Annotated in this window: 13 protein-coding genes and 1 pseudogene; 4 read left to right on the top strand and 10 right to left on the bottom strand. The window is 71.9% G+C overall.

The genetic code is table 11. The annotated features are described in order from the left end of the window. Positions 1-18 precede the first annotated feature (18 nt). The 4 genes from ACGFIV_RS14610 to ACGFIV_RS14625 are packed head-to-tail and all read right to left on the bottom strand — an operon-like array spanning position 19 to position 4364. Complete coding sequence (locus ACGFIV_RS14610) at positions 19-1332, bottom strand: amidohydrolase family protein (protein WP_392834978.1); 1314 nt, start codon at positions 1330-1332, stop codon at positions 19-21. Next, the gene (locus tag ACGFIV_RS14615) at positions 1320-2141 is read right to left on the bottom strand and encodes an energy-coupling factor transporter transmembrane component T family protein (protein ID WP_392834981.1); all 822 of its coding nucleotides are present in this window, start codon (positions 2139-2141) and stop codon (positions 1320-1322) included. Before ACGFIV_RS14615 ends, ACGFIV_RS14610 begins: the two co-directional genes overlap by 13 nt. Before the next feature lie 4 nt (positions 2142-2145). Then, entirely contained in the window at positions 2146-2709 is a 564-nt protein-coding gene (locus ACGFIV_RS14620; RefSeq protein WP_358561718.1) for an ECF transporter S component, read from the bottom strand. Then, a complete protein-coding gene (locus ACGFIV_RS14625) occupies positions 2709-4364 on the bottom strand; it encodes an ABC transporter ATP-binding protein (protein WP_358561715.1) in 1656 nt (551 codons plus the stop codon). Before ACGFIV_RS14625 ends, ACGFIV_RS14620 begins: the two co-directional genes overlap by 1 nt. Positions 4365-4893: 529 nt before the next feature. Here ACGFIV_RS14625 and ACGFIV_RS14630 point away from each other — a divergent pair. After that, complete coding sequence (locus ACGFIV_RS14630; protein WP_358561712.1) at positions 4894-5712, top strand: tyrosine-protein phosphatase; 819 nt, start codon at positions 4894-4896, stop codon at positions 5710-5712. A gap of 42 nt (positions 5713-5754) precedes the next feature. On the opposite strand, the gene ACGFIV_RS14635 is transcribed toward ACGFIV_RS14630, so the two are convergent. Together ACGFIV_RS14635 and ACGFIV_RS14640 are read right to left on the bottom strand one after the other, a co-directional pair. Further along, positions 5755-6834, bottom strand: coding sequence for a Gfo/Idh/MocA family oxidoreductase (locus ACGFIV_RS14635; RefSeq protein WP_392834986.1), 1080 nt, complete (start codon positions 6832-6834; stop codon positions 5755-5757). After that, positions 6831-7736 (bottom strand): PAC2 family protein, encoded by a 906-nt coding sequence (locus tag ACGFIV_RS14640; RefSeq protein ID WP_358549494.1) that lies wholly within the window; start codon positions 7734-7736, stop codon positions 6831-6833. Before ACGFIV_RS14640 ends, ACGFIV_RS14635 begins: the two co-directional genes overlap by 4 nt. Positions 7737-7834: 98 nt before the next feature. Here ACGFIV_RS14640 and ACGFIV_RS14645 point away from each other — a divergent pair. Both ACGFIV_RS14645 and ACGFIV_RS14650 read left to right on the top strand, forming a co-directional pair. After that, positions 7835-8068: pseudogene (locus ACGFIV_RS14645) on the top strand (ankyrin repeat domain-containing protein); the annotation flags it as partial. A 62-nt stretch (positions 8069-8130) separates the two neighbouring features. Continuing rightward, entirely contained in the window at positions 8131-9135 is a 1005-nt protein-coding gene (locus ACGFIV_RS14650; protein ID WP_358549497.1) for a 4-epi-cubebol synthase, read from the top strand. A 39-nt stretch (positions 9136-9174) separates the two neighbouring features. Here ACGFIV_RS14650 and ACGFIV_RS14655 read toward each other — a convergent pair whose 3' ends face one another. After that, positions 9175-11283: an AAA family ATPase gene (locus tag ACGFIV_RS14655; protein WP_358549500.1), complete on the bottom strand. Its 2109-nt coding sequence runs from the start codon at positions 11281-11283 to the stop codon at positions 9175-9177. 218 nt (positions 11284-11501) lie between these two features. Between ACGFIV_RS14655 and ACGFIV_RS14660 the strand changes: the two genes are divergently transcribed. Further along, positions 11502-11675: a hypothetical protein gene (locus ACGFIV_RS14660; RefSeq protein WP_358549609.1), complete on the top strand. Its 174-nt coding sequence runs from the start codon at positions 11502-11504 to the stop codon at positions 11673-11675. A 95-nt stretch (positions 11676-11770) separates the two neighbouring features. Here ACGFIV_RS14660 and ACGFIV_RS14665 read toward each other — a convergent pair whose 3' ends face one another. The 3 genes from ACGFIV_RS14665 to ACGFIV_RS14675 all read right to left on the bottom strand — a co-directional run bounded on the left by ACGFIV_RS14665 (position 11771) and on the right by ACGFIV_RS14675 (position 16854). Beyond that, positions 11771-13006 carry a hypothetical protein gene (locus tag ACGFIV_RS14665; protein ID WP_358549503.1) on the bottom strand — a complete coding sequence of 412 codons (1236 nt, stop codon included), beginning with the start codon at positions 13004-13006 and terminating at the stop codon, positions 11771-11773. A gap of 309 nt (positions 13007-13315) precedes the next feature. Next, positions 13316-14206 (bottom strand): ABC transporter permease subunit, encoded by an 891-nt coding sequence (locus ACGFIV_RS14670; RefSeq protein ID WP_358549506.1) that lies wholly within the window; start codon positions 14204-14206, stop codon positions 13316-13318. After that, positions 14203-16854 carry an alpha/beta fold hydrolase gene (locus ACGFIV_RS14675; protein WP_392834994.1) on the bottom strand — a complete coding sequence of 884 codons (2652 nt, stop codon included), beginning with the start codon at positions 16852-16854 and terminating at the stop codon, positions 14203-14205. The genes ACGFIV_RS14670 and ACGFIV_RS14675 overlap by 4 nt, the downstream gene beginning before the upstream one ends. Positions 16855-16915: the final 61 nt, after the last annotated feature.

Genomic DNA, 16915 nt, shown 5'->3' on the forward strand with positions numbered 1-16915 from the left:
GTGAAGATCGCTGCGAGGTTAGCACCCACGGCGAGCGTCCGGGGTGGAGTTCACGAGGTGTACGCGACCGGCCTGGTCACCGCCCGTGACCGTGGCCACGCAGCGCCCCGGCCCGTCCTCGACCAGGCTCCGGTACGGGTCTCTCTCGCCGGGATCGATGGCGAAGACGGCGAAGTCGCACCGCGTGCCCGCCGCGAGCGAGCCGATGCGGCCGGGGCCCGTGGCCAGGCCGAGCGCGCGGGCGCCGCCGGCGGTGGCCGCCTCGACGAGGCGGCGCGCGAGGTCGGGCCCCCGGTACCCCTGCTCCACGGCCAGCGCGTGGAGCAGGCGCACGTCTTCGAGCAGGTCGAGCGAGGGCGAGGAGGCGAGCGAGTCGGTGCCGACGGCGATCGAGCAGCCCTCCTCCAAAAGCGCCGCCACCGGCGGCCCGTCGAGGCCGAGGGTGCGGTTGGACCTCGGGCACAGCGCCACGCTCACTCCGCGCTCGCGCAGCAGCGCCCGTTCGTCGGCGTCGAGGTGGACGCCATGCGCGACGTGGCAGTGCGGCCCGAGCAGGCCGAGCGTGTCGAGGAAGGCGACCGGCCCGTGACCGGTGCCGCCCGCGCGCAGGATCTCGAAGTCGAAGCCCAGCTCGCGGACCAGGTGGGCGATCGGCCCTGTGCCGGAGACCGTGTACTCCCGCTCGTGCACCGATTCGAGGAGGTGGATGTGCTGGCGCAGCCCGTGCCTGCGGGCGAGGACGGCCAGGTCGGCGAGCACCCCGGTGTCCAGGGTGTACGGGGCGTGGGGCGAGAGCCCGATGGTCCCCGTGCCGGCCCCGGCCAGCTCGCGGACCGTCGAGGTCAGGTGGTGGCGCCCGGTCTCCGCCCAGCTCGCGTCCGTGTCGCCGAGCACCTCCAGGTAGGAGATCCCCGCCAGGCCCGCCTGGCTGAGCACGGGCATCGCCTCGATGTCGGTCACCACGTCGGCCACCGCCGTGGTGCCGTGGCGCAGCGCCAGGAGCGCGCCCTCGCGCGCGCTTCCCGCCCAGTCGGCCCCCGCGGAGGAGAAGTAGACCGCGTCGAACGCGTGCGACCACTCCTCGAACGTGTCGTAGACGCGCCGGCCGACCTCCGCCATGCGCGTGAACTGCAGGTGGGTGTGGGCGTTGACCAGCCCCGCCACGACGACCCCCGGCCAGCGGAGCTCCTCCGCGCCAGGATGGGCGGCGAGGATCTCCCTGCGGGACCCGACCCCGGTCACCCTGCCGCGCAGCACGGCCATCGCGCCGTCGCGGATCGGCGGGCGGGAGACGGGCATGACGAGCGGCGCCGAGTGGATCACGGCACCCATACGGTCCCCGTCAGCCCGAGGATCCTGGCGGCGGCCATCGCGGCGGCCACGGCGGCGAAGCCCGCGAGGACCAGGTAGTCGGCGCGGTCGAAGGCCAGCTCGCGCATCCACGTGCGGTGCCTGCCGCCGAACCCCCGCAGGTCCATGGCGTTCACGGTGTCCTCCGCGTCGATCAGCGCGTTCACCGTCACGGGAACGACGACCGGCTTCAGCGCGATCAGCCTCTTCACCGGGTTGCGGGTGCGGCTGTGCTCGTACCCCCTGAGCCGTTGCGCGTCCACGGTCTCCTGGAGGCTCGCCCACGTGGAGGGCAGGAACCGGAAGGTCAGGTCGACGCCGTAGGCGAGCCGCTGGGACAGCCCGAGCCGCGCGAACGCCACCCCGAGGTCGGAGGGCGCGATGTTGAACGCCACGGGGAACCCGACCATGGCCAGGGAGACGTAGCGCACCAGCAGGGCGGCCGCGTACGACAGGGTCGCCCAGGTGACGGCGGTGTGGGTGACCGGGACGGTGAAAAGGACCTCGGCGCTCCCGCCGGAACGGGTGTCCGCCGAGGTCAGGACGCTGTTCGCCACGACCAGCGCCGTGGTGAAGGTCAGCATGAACGCCCAGTTGGCCCGCACCCCGCGCCACGGGATCCCCGCGGCGCGGTAGTACACCAGGGCGACCGCGGTGCACAGCAGTACGGGCCGGAGGTCGTCGACCCCCGCCACGGCCACGAGGTAGAGCACGGGCACGAGCAGGAGCACGCGCGGATCGCGACGGCTCAGGAACGAACCCGCGCCCAGGTAGCGCGGCGTGACGTCCACCCGGTTACCGTCCGGTCCGCTTGGACAGCGGCTCCCAGATGGCGTCCAGGGCGGGGGTCAGGATGACGACGGCGATGCCGTCGGCGATGAGCGCGGGGATGTAGTTGACGGTGAAGAAGGTGTTGAAGCCGATTCCCTGCACCCAGATGTCCGTGATCACGAAGAGCAGGCCGACGGCGGTGGCGACCAGGGCTCCGAGAGCGGTCACCACCAGGCGCAGGCCCTCGCCGGCGATCGGCGGCAGGTAGGCGAAGATGAGCCCGGCGACGGCGCCGACGAGGCCGTTGGCGACACTCCAGTTCCAGTACTGCAGGCCGTAGCCGGAGATCAGGTCGATGATGGCGTTGCCGACGAAGCCGACGAAGAATCCCGCGATCACGCCGAAGCGCTTGCCGAAGAACGGAACCAGCGCGAAGGCGGGACGGACGGTGACGCTCTGGGTGCCGGGGATGAGGAAGCTGAACAGGCCGAGGACGGCGTAGAGCGCCGCGCCGACCGCGCCGAACACGACCGTGCGCGACGAGATGGCTAAGAGGGGCTCTCGCGGGGTGGTTGCGTCTGTGCTCATCAGGGGGTGGTTCCTTCCTGGGGGGATGGGTTGGAACGTGCGTGGTGCGAAAGGCTCCTGGCGAGATCGAACGGGTGGGGGATCGGGCCCGCGTCGGGCAGGTGCTCGCGTACCGCCCGCACCAGGCTGGTGGCCCGGAGCCCCGCGCGCGACCACACGCCCTCGGCGCGGGCCAGCTCGGCGGGCGAGGCGTCGGCGACCACGCGGCCCTCGTCCACGACGACGACGCGGTCGGCGTAGGTGAGGGCGAGGTCGACGTCGTGGGTGATGAAGTAGACGCTCTCCACGGTTTCCGCGGCCAGGGCGTGCCCGATGAACTCGGTCGTCGTGTGGAGGTCCTGCCCGGCGGTGGGCTCGTCGAGGATCAGCGTGCGGGGTCGCATGGCGAGGGCGAGCGCCACGGTGAGGCGGCGCTGCTGGCCGTACGACAGGGTGCGCGGCGGCCGGTCCATGATGTCCTTCTCGCCGTCGAGGAGTACGGCCCGCAGGACCTTCTCCGACTCCTCGGCGATCTCCGCCGGGCTCCGGCCGAGGTTGCGGGGGCCGAACGCCAGCTCCTGGCCGACGGTGGCGCTGAAGAGCGCCTGCCCGGGGTTCTGGAAGACGTACCCGAAGGTGGTCGCCAGGCTCTTGATCGACCGGTCGGCGACGGGGGAGCCGTCCACGAGGACCTCGCCCCGCGAGGCGGCGACCAGCAGGACGGCGGCGCGCAGCAGCGTGGACTTGCCCGCCCCGTTCGGCCCGAGTACCGCCACCCGCTCGGACGGGCCGAGGGTGAGGTCGGCGCCCGTGAGCACGGTCCGCTCGCCGTACCCGAGGGTGACGTCCCGGTACTCCAGCCTCGGGACGCCAGTGCCGGCCGCGTGGCGGGGCGGCCCCGTGACGGCGGGCAGCTCGGCGGCGCGGTCCATCAGGGTGGAGAACGGCAGCTTGACGTGCCCGACCGGCGCGACCCCGAGGAACCCCTCGACCGGCCCCTGGTAGCGGGTCGTGCCCTCCTCCAGGTAGAGCACCTCGGCCGGCTCGAACTCAAGGATCTCCTCGACCCGGTGCTCGACGACGACGGCGGCGCCTCCGCCGTCGACGAACCTGCGGACCTCCCGCATGAGGCGCAGGCTCGCCGCCGGGTCCAGGTTGGCCAGCGGCTCGTCCACGACCACGACCTTCGGGCGCATCACCAGCACCCCGGCGAAGGCCACCATCTGCAGCTCCCCGCCGCTGAGCCCGGCGGTGGCGCGGTCCAGCAGGTGGGTGATCCCGACGCGGTCGGCCACCTCGGCCGTGCGCCGCCGGATCTCCTCACGCGGCAGGCCGAGGTTCTCCGGGCCGAAGGCGAGCTCGGCCGCCACGGTGGTCCCGACGATCTGCTTGCGCGGGTCCTGCAGCATCGTGCCGACGACCGTGGAGATGTCGCGGATCGTCCGGCCCGCGACCGGTAGCCCGCCCACCAGGACCTCACCGGTCACCTCGGCGCGGTAGGCGTGCGGGACCAGCCCGTTGACCAGGCGGAGCAGCGTGCTCTTGCCGCATCCCGAGGGCCCGCTCACCAGCGTGAGGTCCCCGGGGTTCACGGTGAGGGAGATCGGGCCGAGGGCGTCCTGCCCGGTGGAAAGGTAGCGGACGCTCGCGTCACGGACCTCGATGAGCGCGGTCATGACGGGATCACCCTCTCCTTTCCGACGTGTCGTGGGCGGCGCGGAGCTGACCAACGTGTCGCGGGCGGGGAGCTCGTACCGGGATCTTTGTCCAGAGGAGATTAAAGGGGAGATCTTCGCCTAAGCGCAATTGCTGGTGAAAGGCTTTATTTTGAGCGGTCTGGCCGAATTATGCGCTTTCGGCTAGCTCAATTACGAACAGATGAAGGCCCTGGGGGCGCCAGATTGCGCGGGCGTTTCGTGGCGTATACCCCCCGGCGGACTACGGCGCGGAGCGCTCCGGGGCTGTCGCGGAGGATCCGCGCGACGCCGGCCGGCAGCGCCGGGTCGAGGACGAGCTTCGGGACGGGGGTCCGTGGGTCCACATGATCTTGGGGGAAGGCGGCCGGAGCCCATGCGGGCTCGATCCTTACATCACGCACGGGCCGGCGTCACCGTGGCAGACGCCACGTAACGGACATGTTCTTTTGCCACTGTGCCCTTACCGCCTTCTTCGCATGGACATATAGCGCAGATAGGGTTGCAAGTGATGAATGAACTAACGAGGTGGATAGCTCTTGACGGCGCCGTGAACGTGCGAGACCTCGGCGGTCTTCCCACGGTCGACGGCGAGACGACGACATTCGGGCGGGTACTGCGCTCCGACAACCTCCAAGGCCTGACCGACGCCGACATCGAAAGGCTCGTCGGCGAGATCAAACTGCGCGACGTGGTCGACCTTCGCTCCAACGCCGAGGTCTCCCTCGAAGGACCCGGCCCGCTGACCCGGGTGGCCGAGGTCGCGATCCATCACCTGACCCTCTTCGCCGAGGGCGGCCGGTACACCGACGTCGAGGCCGACACCGGGGACACCGCCGGCACGCGCATCGACGCTGACAAGGTGCTGCCCTGGCAGGGCAGGCGCGAGAACGACCCCGCCGAGGTCAGGGTCCTCGGCTTCTACTACAACTACCTCCGCGACCGCCCCGACTCGGTCCTCGCCGCGCTGCGGGTCCTGGCCCACGGCGACGGCGCGACGATCGTCCACTGCGCTGCGGGCAAGGACCGCACCGGGGTGGTGTGCGCCCTGGCGCTCTCGGTGGCAGGGGTCGAACGCGAGGCGATCGTGGCCGACTACATCGCGACGGGCGACCGCCTGGAGCAGGTGCTCGCCCGGCTGCGGAGCAGCGACACCTACCGTGACGACCTCGACAAGCAGCCCGCCGAGAACCACCTGCCGCGCCGGGAGTACATGGAGAACCTCCTCGGGGCGCTGGACGACCGGCACGCGGGGCCGCTCGGCTGGCTCGACGAGCACGGCTGGACGGCGGAGGACACCGCCGCGCTCCGCTCCCGCCTGCTCGACTGAACCTCGCCGGCCGTGCGGGCGAGCCCGACCTGATCGTATGGATCAGGCCGGGCCTGAGCCCTGGCGCCCGTCCGGGCCGGGCGACCCGGCGCCGGACGTGAGCGGGACGACCCGCCGCTCGGCCGCGGAGGTCCGCGCGGCGTGCAGCACGGCGAGCGCCGCCGCCACCTCGCGCGGATCGACCGGCGGCGGGGCGCCGTCCCTCAGCGCGGCCACCACGCCGGCGTAGAACTCCTGGTAGGCCCCGGGCTCGGTCTCGACCGCGCGGCTGTCGCCGTCGACGCCGAGCACGCCCCATTGTTCGGGCCGCTCGGCCCCCCAGCCGGGACCGCCCGGGCGCTCTCCCGCCCGCAGCCGCTCCTCCTGCGGGTCCAGGCCCCACTTGACGTACGCCGCGCGCGACCCGAGCACGCGGAACCTCGGCCCGAGTTGCCCGGCGACGGCGCTCATCCACAGGTGGGACCGGGCGCCGTTCGCATGGGTCAGCGCGATGAACGCGTCGTCGTCCGCCCGCACCCCGGCCCGCCGGATGTCGGTCTCCGCGTACACGTCGGTCACCGGGCCGAGGTACCGCAGGGCCTGGTCGACCAGGTGGCTTCCGAGGTCGTACAGCAGGCCCCCGAGCTCGTCCGGGCCGCCGTTCTCCCGCCAGCCGCCCTTGGGCACGGGCCGCCAGCGCTCGAACCGCGACTCGAAACGGTGGACCTCGCCGAGGTCGAGCGTGGCCAGCGTGAGGAAGTCGCCGTCCCAGCGGCGGTTCTGGAACACCGTCAGCATCAGGTCGCGCTCGCGGGCCAGCCGTGCGAGGTCGAGGGCCTCGGCGGCGGTGGCGGCCAGGGGCTTGTCCACCACGACCGGGAGCCCCGCCGACAGCGCCAGCGTGGCGAGCGGGACGTGGGTGCTGTTCGGCGACGCGACCACCACGAGGTCGAGATCGAGCCCGAGCAGGCTCTCGGCCGACGGGACGATCCGGGTGCCCGGGTGGTCGCGGCCGACGCGGCTCGCCCGCTCGGGATCCCGCGTCACGACGGCGTCGAGCCGCATGCCGGGCGTCGCGGCGATGAGCGGCGCGTGGAAGAACTCCCCGGCCGGGCCGTAGCCGACCAGGCCTACCTTGATCACGAGTCCCTCTCGTCGCGCTCGGCGAGGAAGCGCTCGAACTGCGCGGCCAGCTCGTCACCCGTCGGCATGGGAGTGGTCTCGGCCATGAGGTTCTCACGCTCGGAGCCGGCGGTGAACGCGTCGTACTGCTGCTCCAGGCCCTGGATCGCCGTGGACAGCTCCGCCGAGGCGATGATCTGCTCCTCGATCTCCGCCGTGGTCTTCTCGGCGGCGTCCTTCAGGGCCGCCAGGGGGAACACCAGCCCGGTGCTGCGCGTGACGGCCTCCAGGGCCGTCACCGCCGCCCTCGGGTACTCCGCCTGGGCGAGGTAGTGGGGAACGTGCACGGCGTAGCCCAGCGCGTCGTGGCCCCGTGCTCCGAGCCGCAGCTCCAGCAGGGCGGCGGCGCTGCCCGGCACCTGGATCCTGCCGAACGGGCCGCCCGGGCCGCTCACGAGCTCAGGCCTCGTGCCGTGGGCGGTCACACCGAGCGGGCGGGTGTGCGGCGCTGCCATGGGGATGCCGTGCATGGTCACCAGCTTGCCGACGTTCAGCCGGGTGGCCAGAGCGCCGATCGCCTCGGTGAACAGCTCCCACTCGCGGTCGGGCTCCGGGCCGCTCATCACCAGGAACGGTGTGCCCGTCGCGTCGTTCGCCAGGTGGACGGCGAGCTCGGGGGCCTCGCAGTCGACCCAGCGGTCGGTGTCGAAGGTCATCAGAGGCCGCCGCGACCGGTAGTCGAGGAGGCGGTCGACGTCGAACGTCGCCACGACCCGGTGCTCCAGTTCGGCGAGCAGGTGGCCGACGGCGAGCCTTCCGGCTCCTCCGGCGTCCACGAAACCCTCAAAGTGGTAGAGCAGCACCGGATCGGTCAGCTCAGGGACGTCACCGCTGAGCCGGTAGAGATCCGTCGGGTCGAACACCTTGGGTCCCAGCCTTTCTTTCGTCTCTCAAGAGAGAACCTATGGGATGTCCTGGGGATTCCGCCGGGCGAGCAGGTCGCCGCCCGCGGTCGGGGCCGGGGCACGCCGAGACGGTCCGGGCGCTGGCGTCGCGGGGCGCCGATCCCGGGCGCGTCAACGATCGCGGGCAGACCCCGCTCGCGGGGGCGGTCTTCAAGAAGGAGCCCGAGGTGGTGCGCGCGCTGCTCGACGCCGGGGCCGACCCGTTCGCCGGCACACCGTCCGCCGTCGACACCGCCCGGATGTTCGGACATGCCGAATTCCTCAAATGGTTCGGGCACAAACATAAATAACGCTGCACATCTGGGGATGTTGCGTTGTAGTTATGCGGAGTTTTTGTTGCCATGATGTGGAGATGGCTGATTTAGCGCCGTCCAGGCTCCTTCTCCCGCCTTTGTCGTGTCCGTTCCCCAGCCTTATCAGCCCGTACGTTGACCAGGTCAACGAGGAGACCTTCTCCTGGCTGGTCGCCAGCCACATGATCGACGATCCGGCGGAGCTGGACCGGTACCGCGAGGCGAGCTACGGCAGGCTGGGCGCCCGCACATATCCCTACGCCGGCAACGACATGCTCCGGCTGGTCACCGACTGGTGCGTCTGGCTGTTCGCCTTCGACGACGCCTTCTGCGAGTCCGACCGCCGCGCGGCGGAGATCGCCCGCGCGCTGCCGCAGTTGCTCGCCGTCCTCGACGACCTCGACGATCCCGTGGACGTCGCGCACGTGGAGAACCCGTTCGCCCGCGCGCTGCACGACATCAAGGCCCGCGTCGGCGCGGCGGCCGACGCCGACCAGCTCGACCGGTGGCGCTCGGTCACCAAGGACTACCTGTTCGCGCAGGTGTGGGAGGCGGCCAACCGCGAGGACGCCGTGGTCCCCACCTACGGCGACTACATCTTCATGCGGCGAAGGACCGGGGCCATGCTGACGGTCTTCGCGCTGATCGACGTCGCCACCGGGCGGCCTCTGACCCCCAGCGAGTGGCGGCACCCCGATGTGCGGGCTATCACCGAGAGCGCCAACGACGTGGTCGTGTGGGACAACGACCTCCTGTCCTACCCCAAGGAGCGGACCGGCGTGAACTCCCGGAACAACCTGGTCAGCGTGCTGGCCAGGCACCGGCACCGGTCGATCCAGCATGCGATGAACCAGATCGGCCGGATGCGCGACGAAGCGATCCAGCGGATGGTCGACCTGCGCACGGCGCTGGACGACCTGAACTCCGACGCCGTCGCGGCCTACATCATGGGCCTGGAGCACTGGATCAGCGGGAGCATCGCCTACTCCCTGACGAGCACGAGGTACACCAGGGCCTGGCAGGGCGCGTCGGCCGAGCGCGTCATGCGCCACGGGCACGGCTGACCCGGCGGGCCCGGTCGCCCGGCGGGCCGTGGCGCGGGGTCAGGCGACCGGGGTCGGGTCGATCTCGCCCATGGCGTAGCTGACGGCCTCCTCGAAGCTCATCTTGGAGCCCTGCTGGTAGACGTCGAGGTAGGACTCCTCGCCGAGGACGCGTTTGCACTCTTTGACGCACTGCTCGTGCTCGGTGCTGAAGAACGGGGAGCCGAACTGCGGCAGGCCGAAGAGCTGCCAGTTGGCCTGCGCCGCGCCGAGGATGCGCGCCGCCCGCGCGGGGTCGCCCTTGTCGACGGCGAGCTGCGACAGCGTCTCCATCGCCAGCACGGCGCCCAGCACGTCGTGGAAGTGGCGCTTGATCCGCAGGGACTCCTGCGCGCTCAGCACGGCGTCGTCGGTGCGGCCCGTCATGCGCTCGATGTCGGACGTCGCCCAGACGGCGTAGGAGCGCAGCCAGAGCTCTCCGCGCTCGGCGCACAGCTGGCGGCAGTCGCGGAGCAGCGACTCGGCCTCGGTCAGCTCGTCCTGCTGGGTGAGCACGACCGCCAGCTCGACGATCGCGGGCAGCAGCCCGGGGTTGAGCTCGCGCCCGCTGCGGTGGAACTCGATCGCCACCCCGAGCAGGGCGGTCGCCTTGTGGAGGTCGCCCTGGAGGAAGGCGGCCGTCCCCTGCATCTTGGTCGCCAGGATGACCGCGATCGAGTCGCCGACGCGGACCGCGTCGGTGGCGCACTGCTCGGCCGCCTCCAGCGCGCCCTCGGTGTCGCCCTGGGCGCTGCGGACGTACGCGAGCACCCACAGCGCCTTGCAGCGCTCCTTGCTCGGCTGCGGGCAGTTGTGCAGGGCCCGCTCCAGGTAGAGGCGGCCCTCGCGGGCGAACCCGCAGGCGACCCACATGAACCACAGCGAGGACAGCAGCTCAAGGCCCGTGCGCGCCTCCCGTGGGTCGCGGAGGCAGTAGTCGAGCGCCGCGCGGATGTTGTCGTGCTCCTGGCGCATGCGGCCGAACCAGTAGACCTGCCGGGGCCCGGACCAGGCGTGCTCGCCCCGCTCGGCGAGCTGGAGGTAGTAGTCGCGGTGGCGGCGCCGGATCCACTCGGTCTCCTCCAGCTTGTCGAGCCACTCCTTGCCGTAGCCGCGCAGGGTGTCGATGAGCCTGTAGCGGACCCCGGAACGCTCGTTGCCGCTCAGCAGGATGGACTTCTCCACCAGGCCGGTGATGAGCTCCATGACGTTCTCGGCGGGGAGGTTCTCGCCGGCGCAGACGTAGCGCGCGGCCTCCAGCTCGAAGTCGCCCGCGAAGATCGACAGGCGGGCCCACAACAGCCGCTCCGCGGGCTCGCACAGCTCGTGGCTCCACCCGATGGCCGCGCGCAGCGTCTGGTGGCGGGGCAGCGCGGTGCGGCTGGCGCCGGCGAGCAGGCTGAAACGGTCGGTCAGCAGCGCCAGGATCTGCTCCACCGACAGCGCGCGCAGGCGGACGGAGGCCAGCTCGATCGCCAGTGGGATGCCGTCGAGGCGGCGGCACAGCTCGGAGACCGCCGTGATGTTGTCCTCGTCGACGGAGAAGGACGGGACGACGGCGGACGCGCGCTCGGCGAAGAGCTGCACGGACTCGTTGACGAACGGGCTCTCAAGGTCGTCGTCGCCCGGCACCAGCAGGGGCGCCACGGGGATCGACTCCTCGCCCAGCACGCCGAGCGACTGCCTGCTGGTCGCCAGCACCCGCACGTGCTCGGCGCTGCGCAGGAGCTGGTCGACGAGCCCGGCGCACGCCTCGCGCAGGTGCTCGCAGGAGTCGATCACAAGGAGGGCGTCGCGGCGGCTCAGCCACTCGGTGAGAGCCTCGGCCTCGGGCCGGGCCGACTGGTCGGCGATGCCGAGCGCCGCGCTGACGGCGTGCTGGACCATGGTGGGGTCCTGCAGCCGGGACAGATCGACGTACCAGACGCCGTCGGGGAACTGCGAGGTGACCTGGTGGGCGACGCGCAGGGCGGTGCGGGACTTGCCGACCCCGCCGATGCCCGTCACGGTGACCAGGCGGGAGCCGTGCAGGCGCTGCCTGATGGTGGCGAGCAGCCGGTCTCTGCCGACGAAGCTGGTGAGCTCCGCGGGGAGATTTCCCTCTCTGCGCCATCCTGCCGGCGTTGCCATGGGCCGCCTCACGGGGGGGTCGTTCCGGCGTGCTACCTGCTTCGGCATCGTACCCGCGCGGGGCGTTACCTGTCCCTGTGCCGCCGATGTACGCCCGAGATGCGTCTCCTGAGGTGACTGCTCCGGGGACCGCACCTGGCATCACTTTTGGGGGGTGACAGGGGAGATCTTGGCGCAAGGAATGATCGGCCGCTCCAGTGGCCACGTAGCATTGTGCCGTGACTGTGCGAGAGCCGGATGACCTGCGTCCGGTGGACCTCTCCGATGAGGGGCTGCCGGTTCTGCCCGACCAGACGGGCGACGACACCGACACGGGCTGGGGCGAGTGGCGCTCCACGTCCGACGACGACGTGTCCTGGCTGCTGGAGGAGCGCCCCCCGCACTGGGACTGAGATCCGCGGGAAGGGCGTTCCGGCCCGGAGGACGACATCCGCCTCCGGGCCGCGCATTCCATGATCCTTCCCTGTCCCGCCCTCGCGGGTGGCGCTCAGGCGCCGACCGGGTCGGCCGAGGGAGCGGAGCCGTTCACCGAGAGCACCCGCTCCGGCCGGTCGGCCCCGTCGGGCCCGTCCGGCACGACGATCGCGGGGAAGGTGCCGGTGTCGACGATGCCGTGCTCGTTGTACGCGATCTCGATCAGCGCGTGGGCCCGCGGCTCCAGCTTCCACAGCGCGCGGTACTCGCGGGCGGTGGTCAGCGAGATGCCGGTCTCCCTGGCGATGTCGGCGGCGCGCGGGACGAACTTGCGGTCGATCTGCTTGTCCCAGTAAGCGCGGGCCGCGCGCATCAGCGCCGCCCGCTGGGCGGTGTCCACCACGGCCGGGGCCGGGTCGACCATCTCGGCGTCCTCGTCGTCGTCCGCGATGTACGCGGCGACGGGGGAGGAGGCCACGGGCAGCGCGTGCGTCCTCGGCGGCTCCTCGGGCTCGGGGCCCCACGGGACCGGCGGGCGCAGGTCGATCAGGGCGCTGGTGTTGTACAGCGCGCCGATCTGCGACAGCAGCGCCTCCTGGCGCTCGGAGTCGACCGCGAGCCCGGTGTGCTCGACGGCCTGGTCCATCATGCGGTCGAGCCTGCCGAGCGCCGCGCGCATCTTGCGGTCGGAGGCGCCCGCCTCGCGGAGCGCGCGGGCGCGCTTGGCGGCCAGGGCCACGCGGGTGAGCCTGCGGTGGGCGTCCACCTCGCTCGCGGTGCGGTCGCTCACCTCGGCCAGCCCGAGTCTGACCATGGCGCGCTCGGGCGTCAGCCGCCACTTGATACGGGAGCGCCCGGTGATGCGGTGGCGCTCGATGGCCATGCCGCGCTCCCACAGCCACGCGGCGACCAGTGGGGCGGCGAGCCGGAAGATCGCCTCTGCCAGGCTGCGCGCGTCCAGGCTGGACAGGACCGCGGACAGGCTCGTGAGCGCCCACACGGCGATGCCGTCGATGCCGGCGGAGTAGTTCTCGCGCATGTTGCGGCGGGCCCGCACGGCGCTGGTGATCACGGCGACTTCGATGAACGCGAAGAGCAGAAATCTCAGCGGGCCGTCGAAGCCGAGCACGTCACCGGAGAAGCGCCACATGCCCTGCGCGGACACACCGGTGGCGATGCTGGCCGCGACGATGGTGAGGATGTCCTCCGCCGGGCGGTTCTCGGCGAACCGGCGGAAGGCCCGCGCCGACGCGCGGTAGGCGGCGCGAAGGGCGAAGTACGCAAGGACCAGAAGCACCAGGGCGGACACGCAGATGATGGCCGTTTCAACCCGGTGTTCGGATGTGAAAGTCGTTATCTGATCGATGGGGGGCATCAGTCTCTGTCCGTCATTCTCGATGTCCGACAGGATTACCGAGAGGATCATTCCAGAATATCGCCAACTATGTTTGCGGAAACGGACATTCGTCTCGCGAAAGTCACCTTACGCACCCGTCCCAGGAGTACGAAACCGGCGGGGCAGAGGAGCGTCCCACCTATCCGGCGTTGCCGGATATGAAGCCATAAATGCCCTTTTTCGGTTTTAGGGGCATTTGTCGGGCTATGGCCGCGTACGCGGTCAGGAGACGACGTCCTTGCGGCGGAAGCGGCGGAACGCCAGGGCCACGAGGATCACGGCGTACGTCACCGACAGGGACGCCCCCTTGATCATGCCGCTCCAGTCGAGCTGCGGCGCCAGCGCGTCCAGCCAGGCGGTGCTCCAGAAGGTCGGCAGGAACTCGCGCACCACGCCCAGAGCCTCCACCGCCTGGAGGATGTTGCTCACGATGACGAGCCCGACCGCCCCGCCCACCGCCCCCAGCGGGGAGTCGGTGCTCACCGAGAGCAGGAACGCCAGCGCCGCGACGACGAGCTGGCTCACCAGGGCGTACCCGATGACGATGCCGAACCGGGGCAGCACCGAGGAGGCCGCGATCGTCTCACCGGTGCCGGGCAGGCGGATGTCGTTCCATCCGAAGGCGACGGTGCCCGCCAGCAGCGCCATGACCGGCAGCGCGATCACCGCCGCCGCCGAGTACCCGAGGGCGACGGTCAGCTTCTGCCGCAGGAGCCGGTCGCGCGGCACCGGGGCCGCCAGCAGGTAGCGCAGCGACGACCAGCTCGCCTCGCTCGCCACGGTGTCGCCGCAGAACAGCGCCACCGCGACCACCAGCAGCAGCGTGGCGGACACCGAGAGCGTGAAGGCGGCGAAGTTCAGGCCGCCCTGCGTGGCGAGGTCGGAGAGCCTCAGGGAGTTCTGCTGCGCGGGCGCGGGACCAAGGGAGAACGCCACCACGAGGATCCACGGCAGCGCCAGCAGCAGGCCGAACATCACCAGCGTGCGGCGCCGCTTGAACTGCCTGACGATCTCCACCCGCAGCGGCAGCGTGCGCCCCGGCGCGTACGCGGCGTCCATCGCGCCATCCCCGCGCGGCCCTGCCGCGTTCGCGGTGCTCGGTACCGAGGTCACGCCTTGTCTCCGATCAGGTCCAGGAAGACGTCTTCGAGACGCCCCTTCGAGCCGTTGGACGAGACCGCGCCGCCGAGCAGGTCGCTGACCGGGCCGGTCGTCACCAGGCGGCCACGGTGCATCATGACCACGTGGTCGCAGGTCTGCTCCACCTCGGCCAGCATGTGACTCGACACGATCACCGTGCGGCCGTGCGCGGCGTAGCGGATCAGGACCTTGCGCATCTCGGCGATCTGCGGCGGGTCGAGGCCGTTGGTGGGCTCGTCCAGGACGAGCAGGTCGGGCAGGCCGAGCATGGCCTGGGCGATGGCCAGGCGCTGGCGCATGCCCTGCGAGTACGTGCGCACCGCCCGGTCGAGGGCGGCGCCGAGTGCGGCGATCTCCAGCGCCTCCTCCATGTGGGCGTCGTCCCTCGGACGTCCGGTCGCCCGCCAGTACAGGTCGAGGTTCTCCCTGCCGGTCAGGTGGGGCAGGAAGCCCGGGCCCTCCACGAACGACCCGAGCCGCGACAGGACCGGCGCGCCCGGCGTCACCCGGTGCCCGAAGATCCGTATCTCGCCCGCGTCCGGATGGATCAGGCCCATCAGCATGCGCATCGTCGTCGTCTTGCCCGCGCCGTTCGGCCCGAGCAGGCCGAGGACCTGTCCCTGCTCGACGCGGAACGACAGGTCGTCCACCGCCGGCTCGCCGCCGCGGTACTTCTTGGTGAGGCCGGTGATCTGCAGCGGCACCCCGGCCAGCTCAGGGTCGGCTTCGCCGGTGCGGCGGACGCGCCCGAGCAGCAGCAGGACGGCCGCGACGACGAGCGCGGCGAGCGGCAGCGCCCAGATCCACCAGGCGAGGCCGGTGGCGGCGGCCGTCAGCGACGCGTCCGTGGGCACGGCGAGGTCCGGCGAGGCCAGCCCGACGCGGTGGACCGCCGGGGCGGCGGGGGAGGCGTATCCCATGTCGGTGGTGCTCAGCACGACCCGCAGCCGGTGCCCCACGTCGAACCGGTGGTCGATCACCGGAAGCGTGACCGACACGGGCGTGCCCGCCTGGGTCGCGGTGACCCGCAGCGGGGCGACCAGGCCCTGCGGCAGCGCGGGGCGCTGCCCGCCGATGTCGTACAGCTTGGCGAACAGCGTCACCTCGCCCTCGCCGTGTACCCGGACCTTCACCACGGGCGCGCCGGTGACCTCCAGGGGCGCGGTGAGGGGCGCGGAGTCGAAGGCGGCGCTCTGCCCTGGCATGTCGATCGAGAGACCGGCCCCGCCGAGGTTGCCCAGCAGCCCGCCCAGGCCCGGCACCGTGGAGATCGAGGCGGGGGAGCCGCCCGGCGGGCTGGCCACCTGCTGGTCCGGCCCCGCGAGCCGGACCACCGGCCGCGCGGTGCCGGAGAGCCCGGGATAGCGGCCGGTGCCGGCGTGGACCAGGACGGGGCGGCGCGTGCCCGGGTCGCGCCCGCCGTCGCGGGTGACGGTGAAGGCGTCCCCGAGGGGGCTGCCGTCCTTCTTGAGCCAGTGGCCGAACCAGCCGATCGTGCGGTCGGCCACCCAGTCGGTCTCGGCGTCGCCGCCGTCGTGGCCTCCGTCGAACCAGGCGACCTCCACGGGGGCGCCGGTGGCGGCGATGGCCCTGGCGTTGGCGTCGGCGTGGCCGAGGGGGAACAGCGAGTCGTGCTTGCCCTGGATCAGCAGGGACGGCACGCGGATCTTGCCGGGCACCGAGATCGGGCTCGACCTGCGCAGGGTCTCGACGGCTCCGGCGGTGGCGCGGCCGCTCTCCGCGACCTGCTGGTACATCTGGCAGATCTCCGGCAGGAACCGCCCGCACCGCACCTCCTGCGCCTGCGCGGCCAGGTCGACCGGGTCGGACGGCCCGCCCGGCGCCGTGCCCGTACCCGCCGTGCCCGTACCGCCCGCCGCGCCCGTACCGCCCGGCGGGCGCGCACCGCCGCCGGTGCCGGAGCCGGTCGCGCCCGTACCCGCCGCGCCGGTGAGGCCCGCCGCCCCCGGCGCGAGGGGCGAGTCGACGGCCCTGCTGAAGAACAGCCCGGCCCACATGCGCTTGAAGACGCCCTTCTCGGGCCCCTGGCCGGTGGCGTCGGGGAAGAGCGCGTCCGCCAGGTCGTACCAGGTGATCTGCGGGACGATCGCGTCGATCCTGCTGTCGTAGGCGGCGGCCATCAGGGTGATCGCCCCGCCGTACGAGCCTCCTGCCATGCCGAGGCGGGGGTCGCCCGGGGAGTCGAGCAGCACCTCGGGCCGTTTGGCGACCCAGTCGATCAGCTGCCTGACGTCCTTGACCTCGTAGTCGGGGGAGTTGAGCGCGATCTGCCCGGTGGAGGCGCCGAACCCCCGCGCCGACCAGGTCAGCACCGCGTAGCCCGCCCGCGACAGCCGTACGGCCTCGTCGCGCACGCTCTGCTTGCTGCCGCCGAACCCGTGGGCGAGGAGCACCGCGGGCGCCCTGCCGCCTCCGGCCGGGGGGAAGAAGGTGGTGTCCAGCGTCACGCGCTGGTCGTCACGCGGCCCGTCGACGACCGGGATCGCCTGGTCGAACCCCGTCACCGGCGCCGGTGACGGCCAAAGAGCCCACACCGCCGCGCCCAGGACCAGTAGCGCCGCGACGATCAACGCCGCCGGCCGCCTCCCCGCAAGCTTCATGCCGAGAGCCTACTTATCGCCGCTGAGAGATCGCTGAGACGCCTCGCCCGAGGTGGATGCG

The sequence above is a fragment of the Sphaerisporangium sp. NPDC049003 genome, assembly GCF_043197795.1.
Lineage (GTDB): Bacteria > Actinomycetota > Actinomycetes > Streptosporangiales > Streptosporangiaceae > Sphaerisporangium.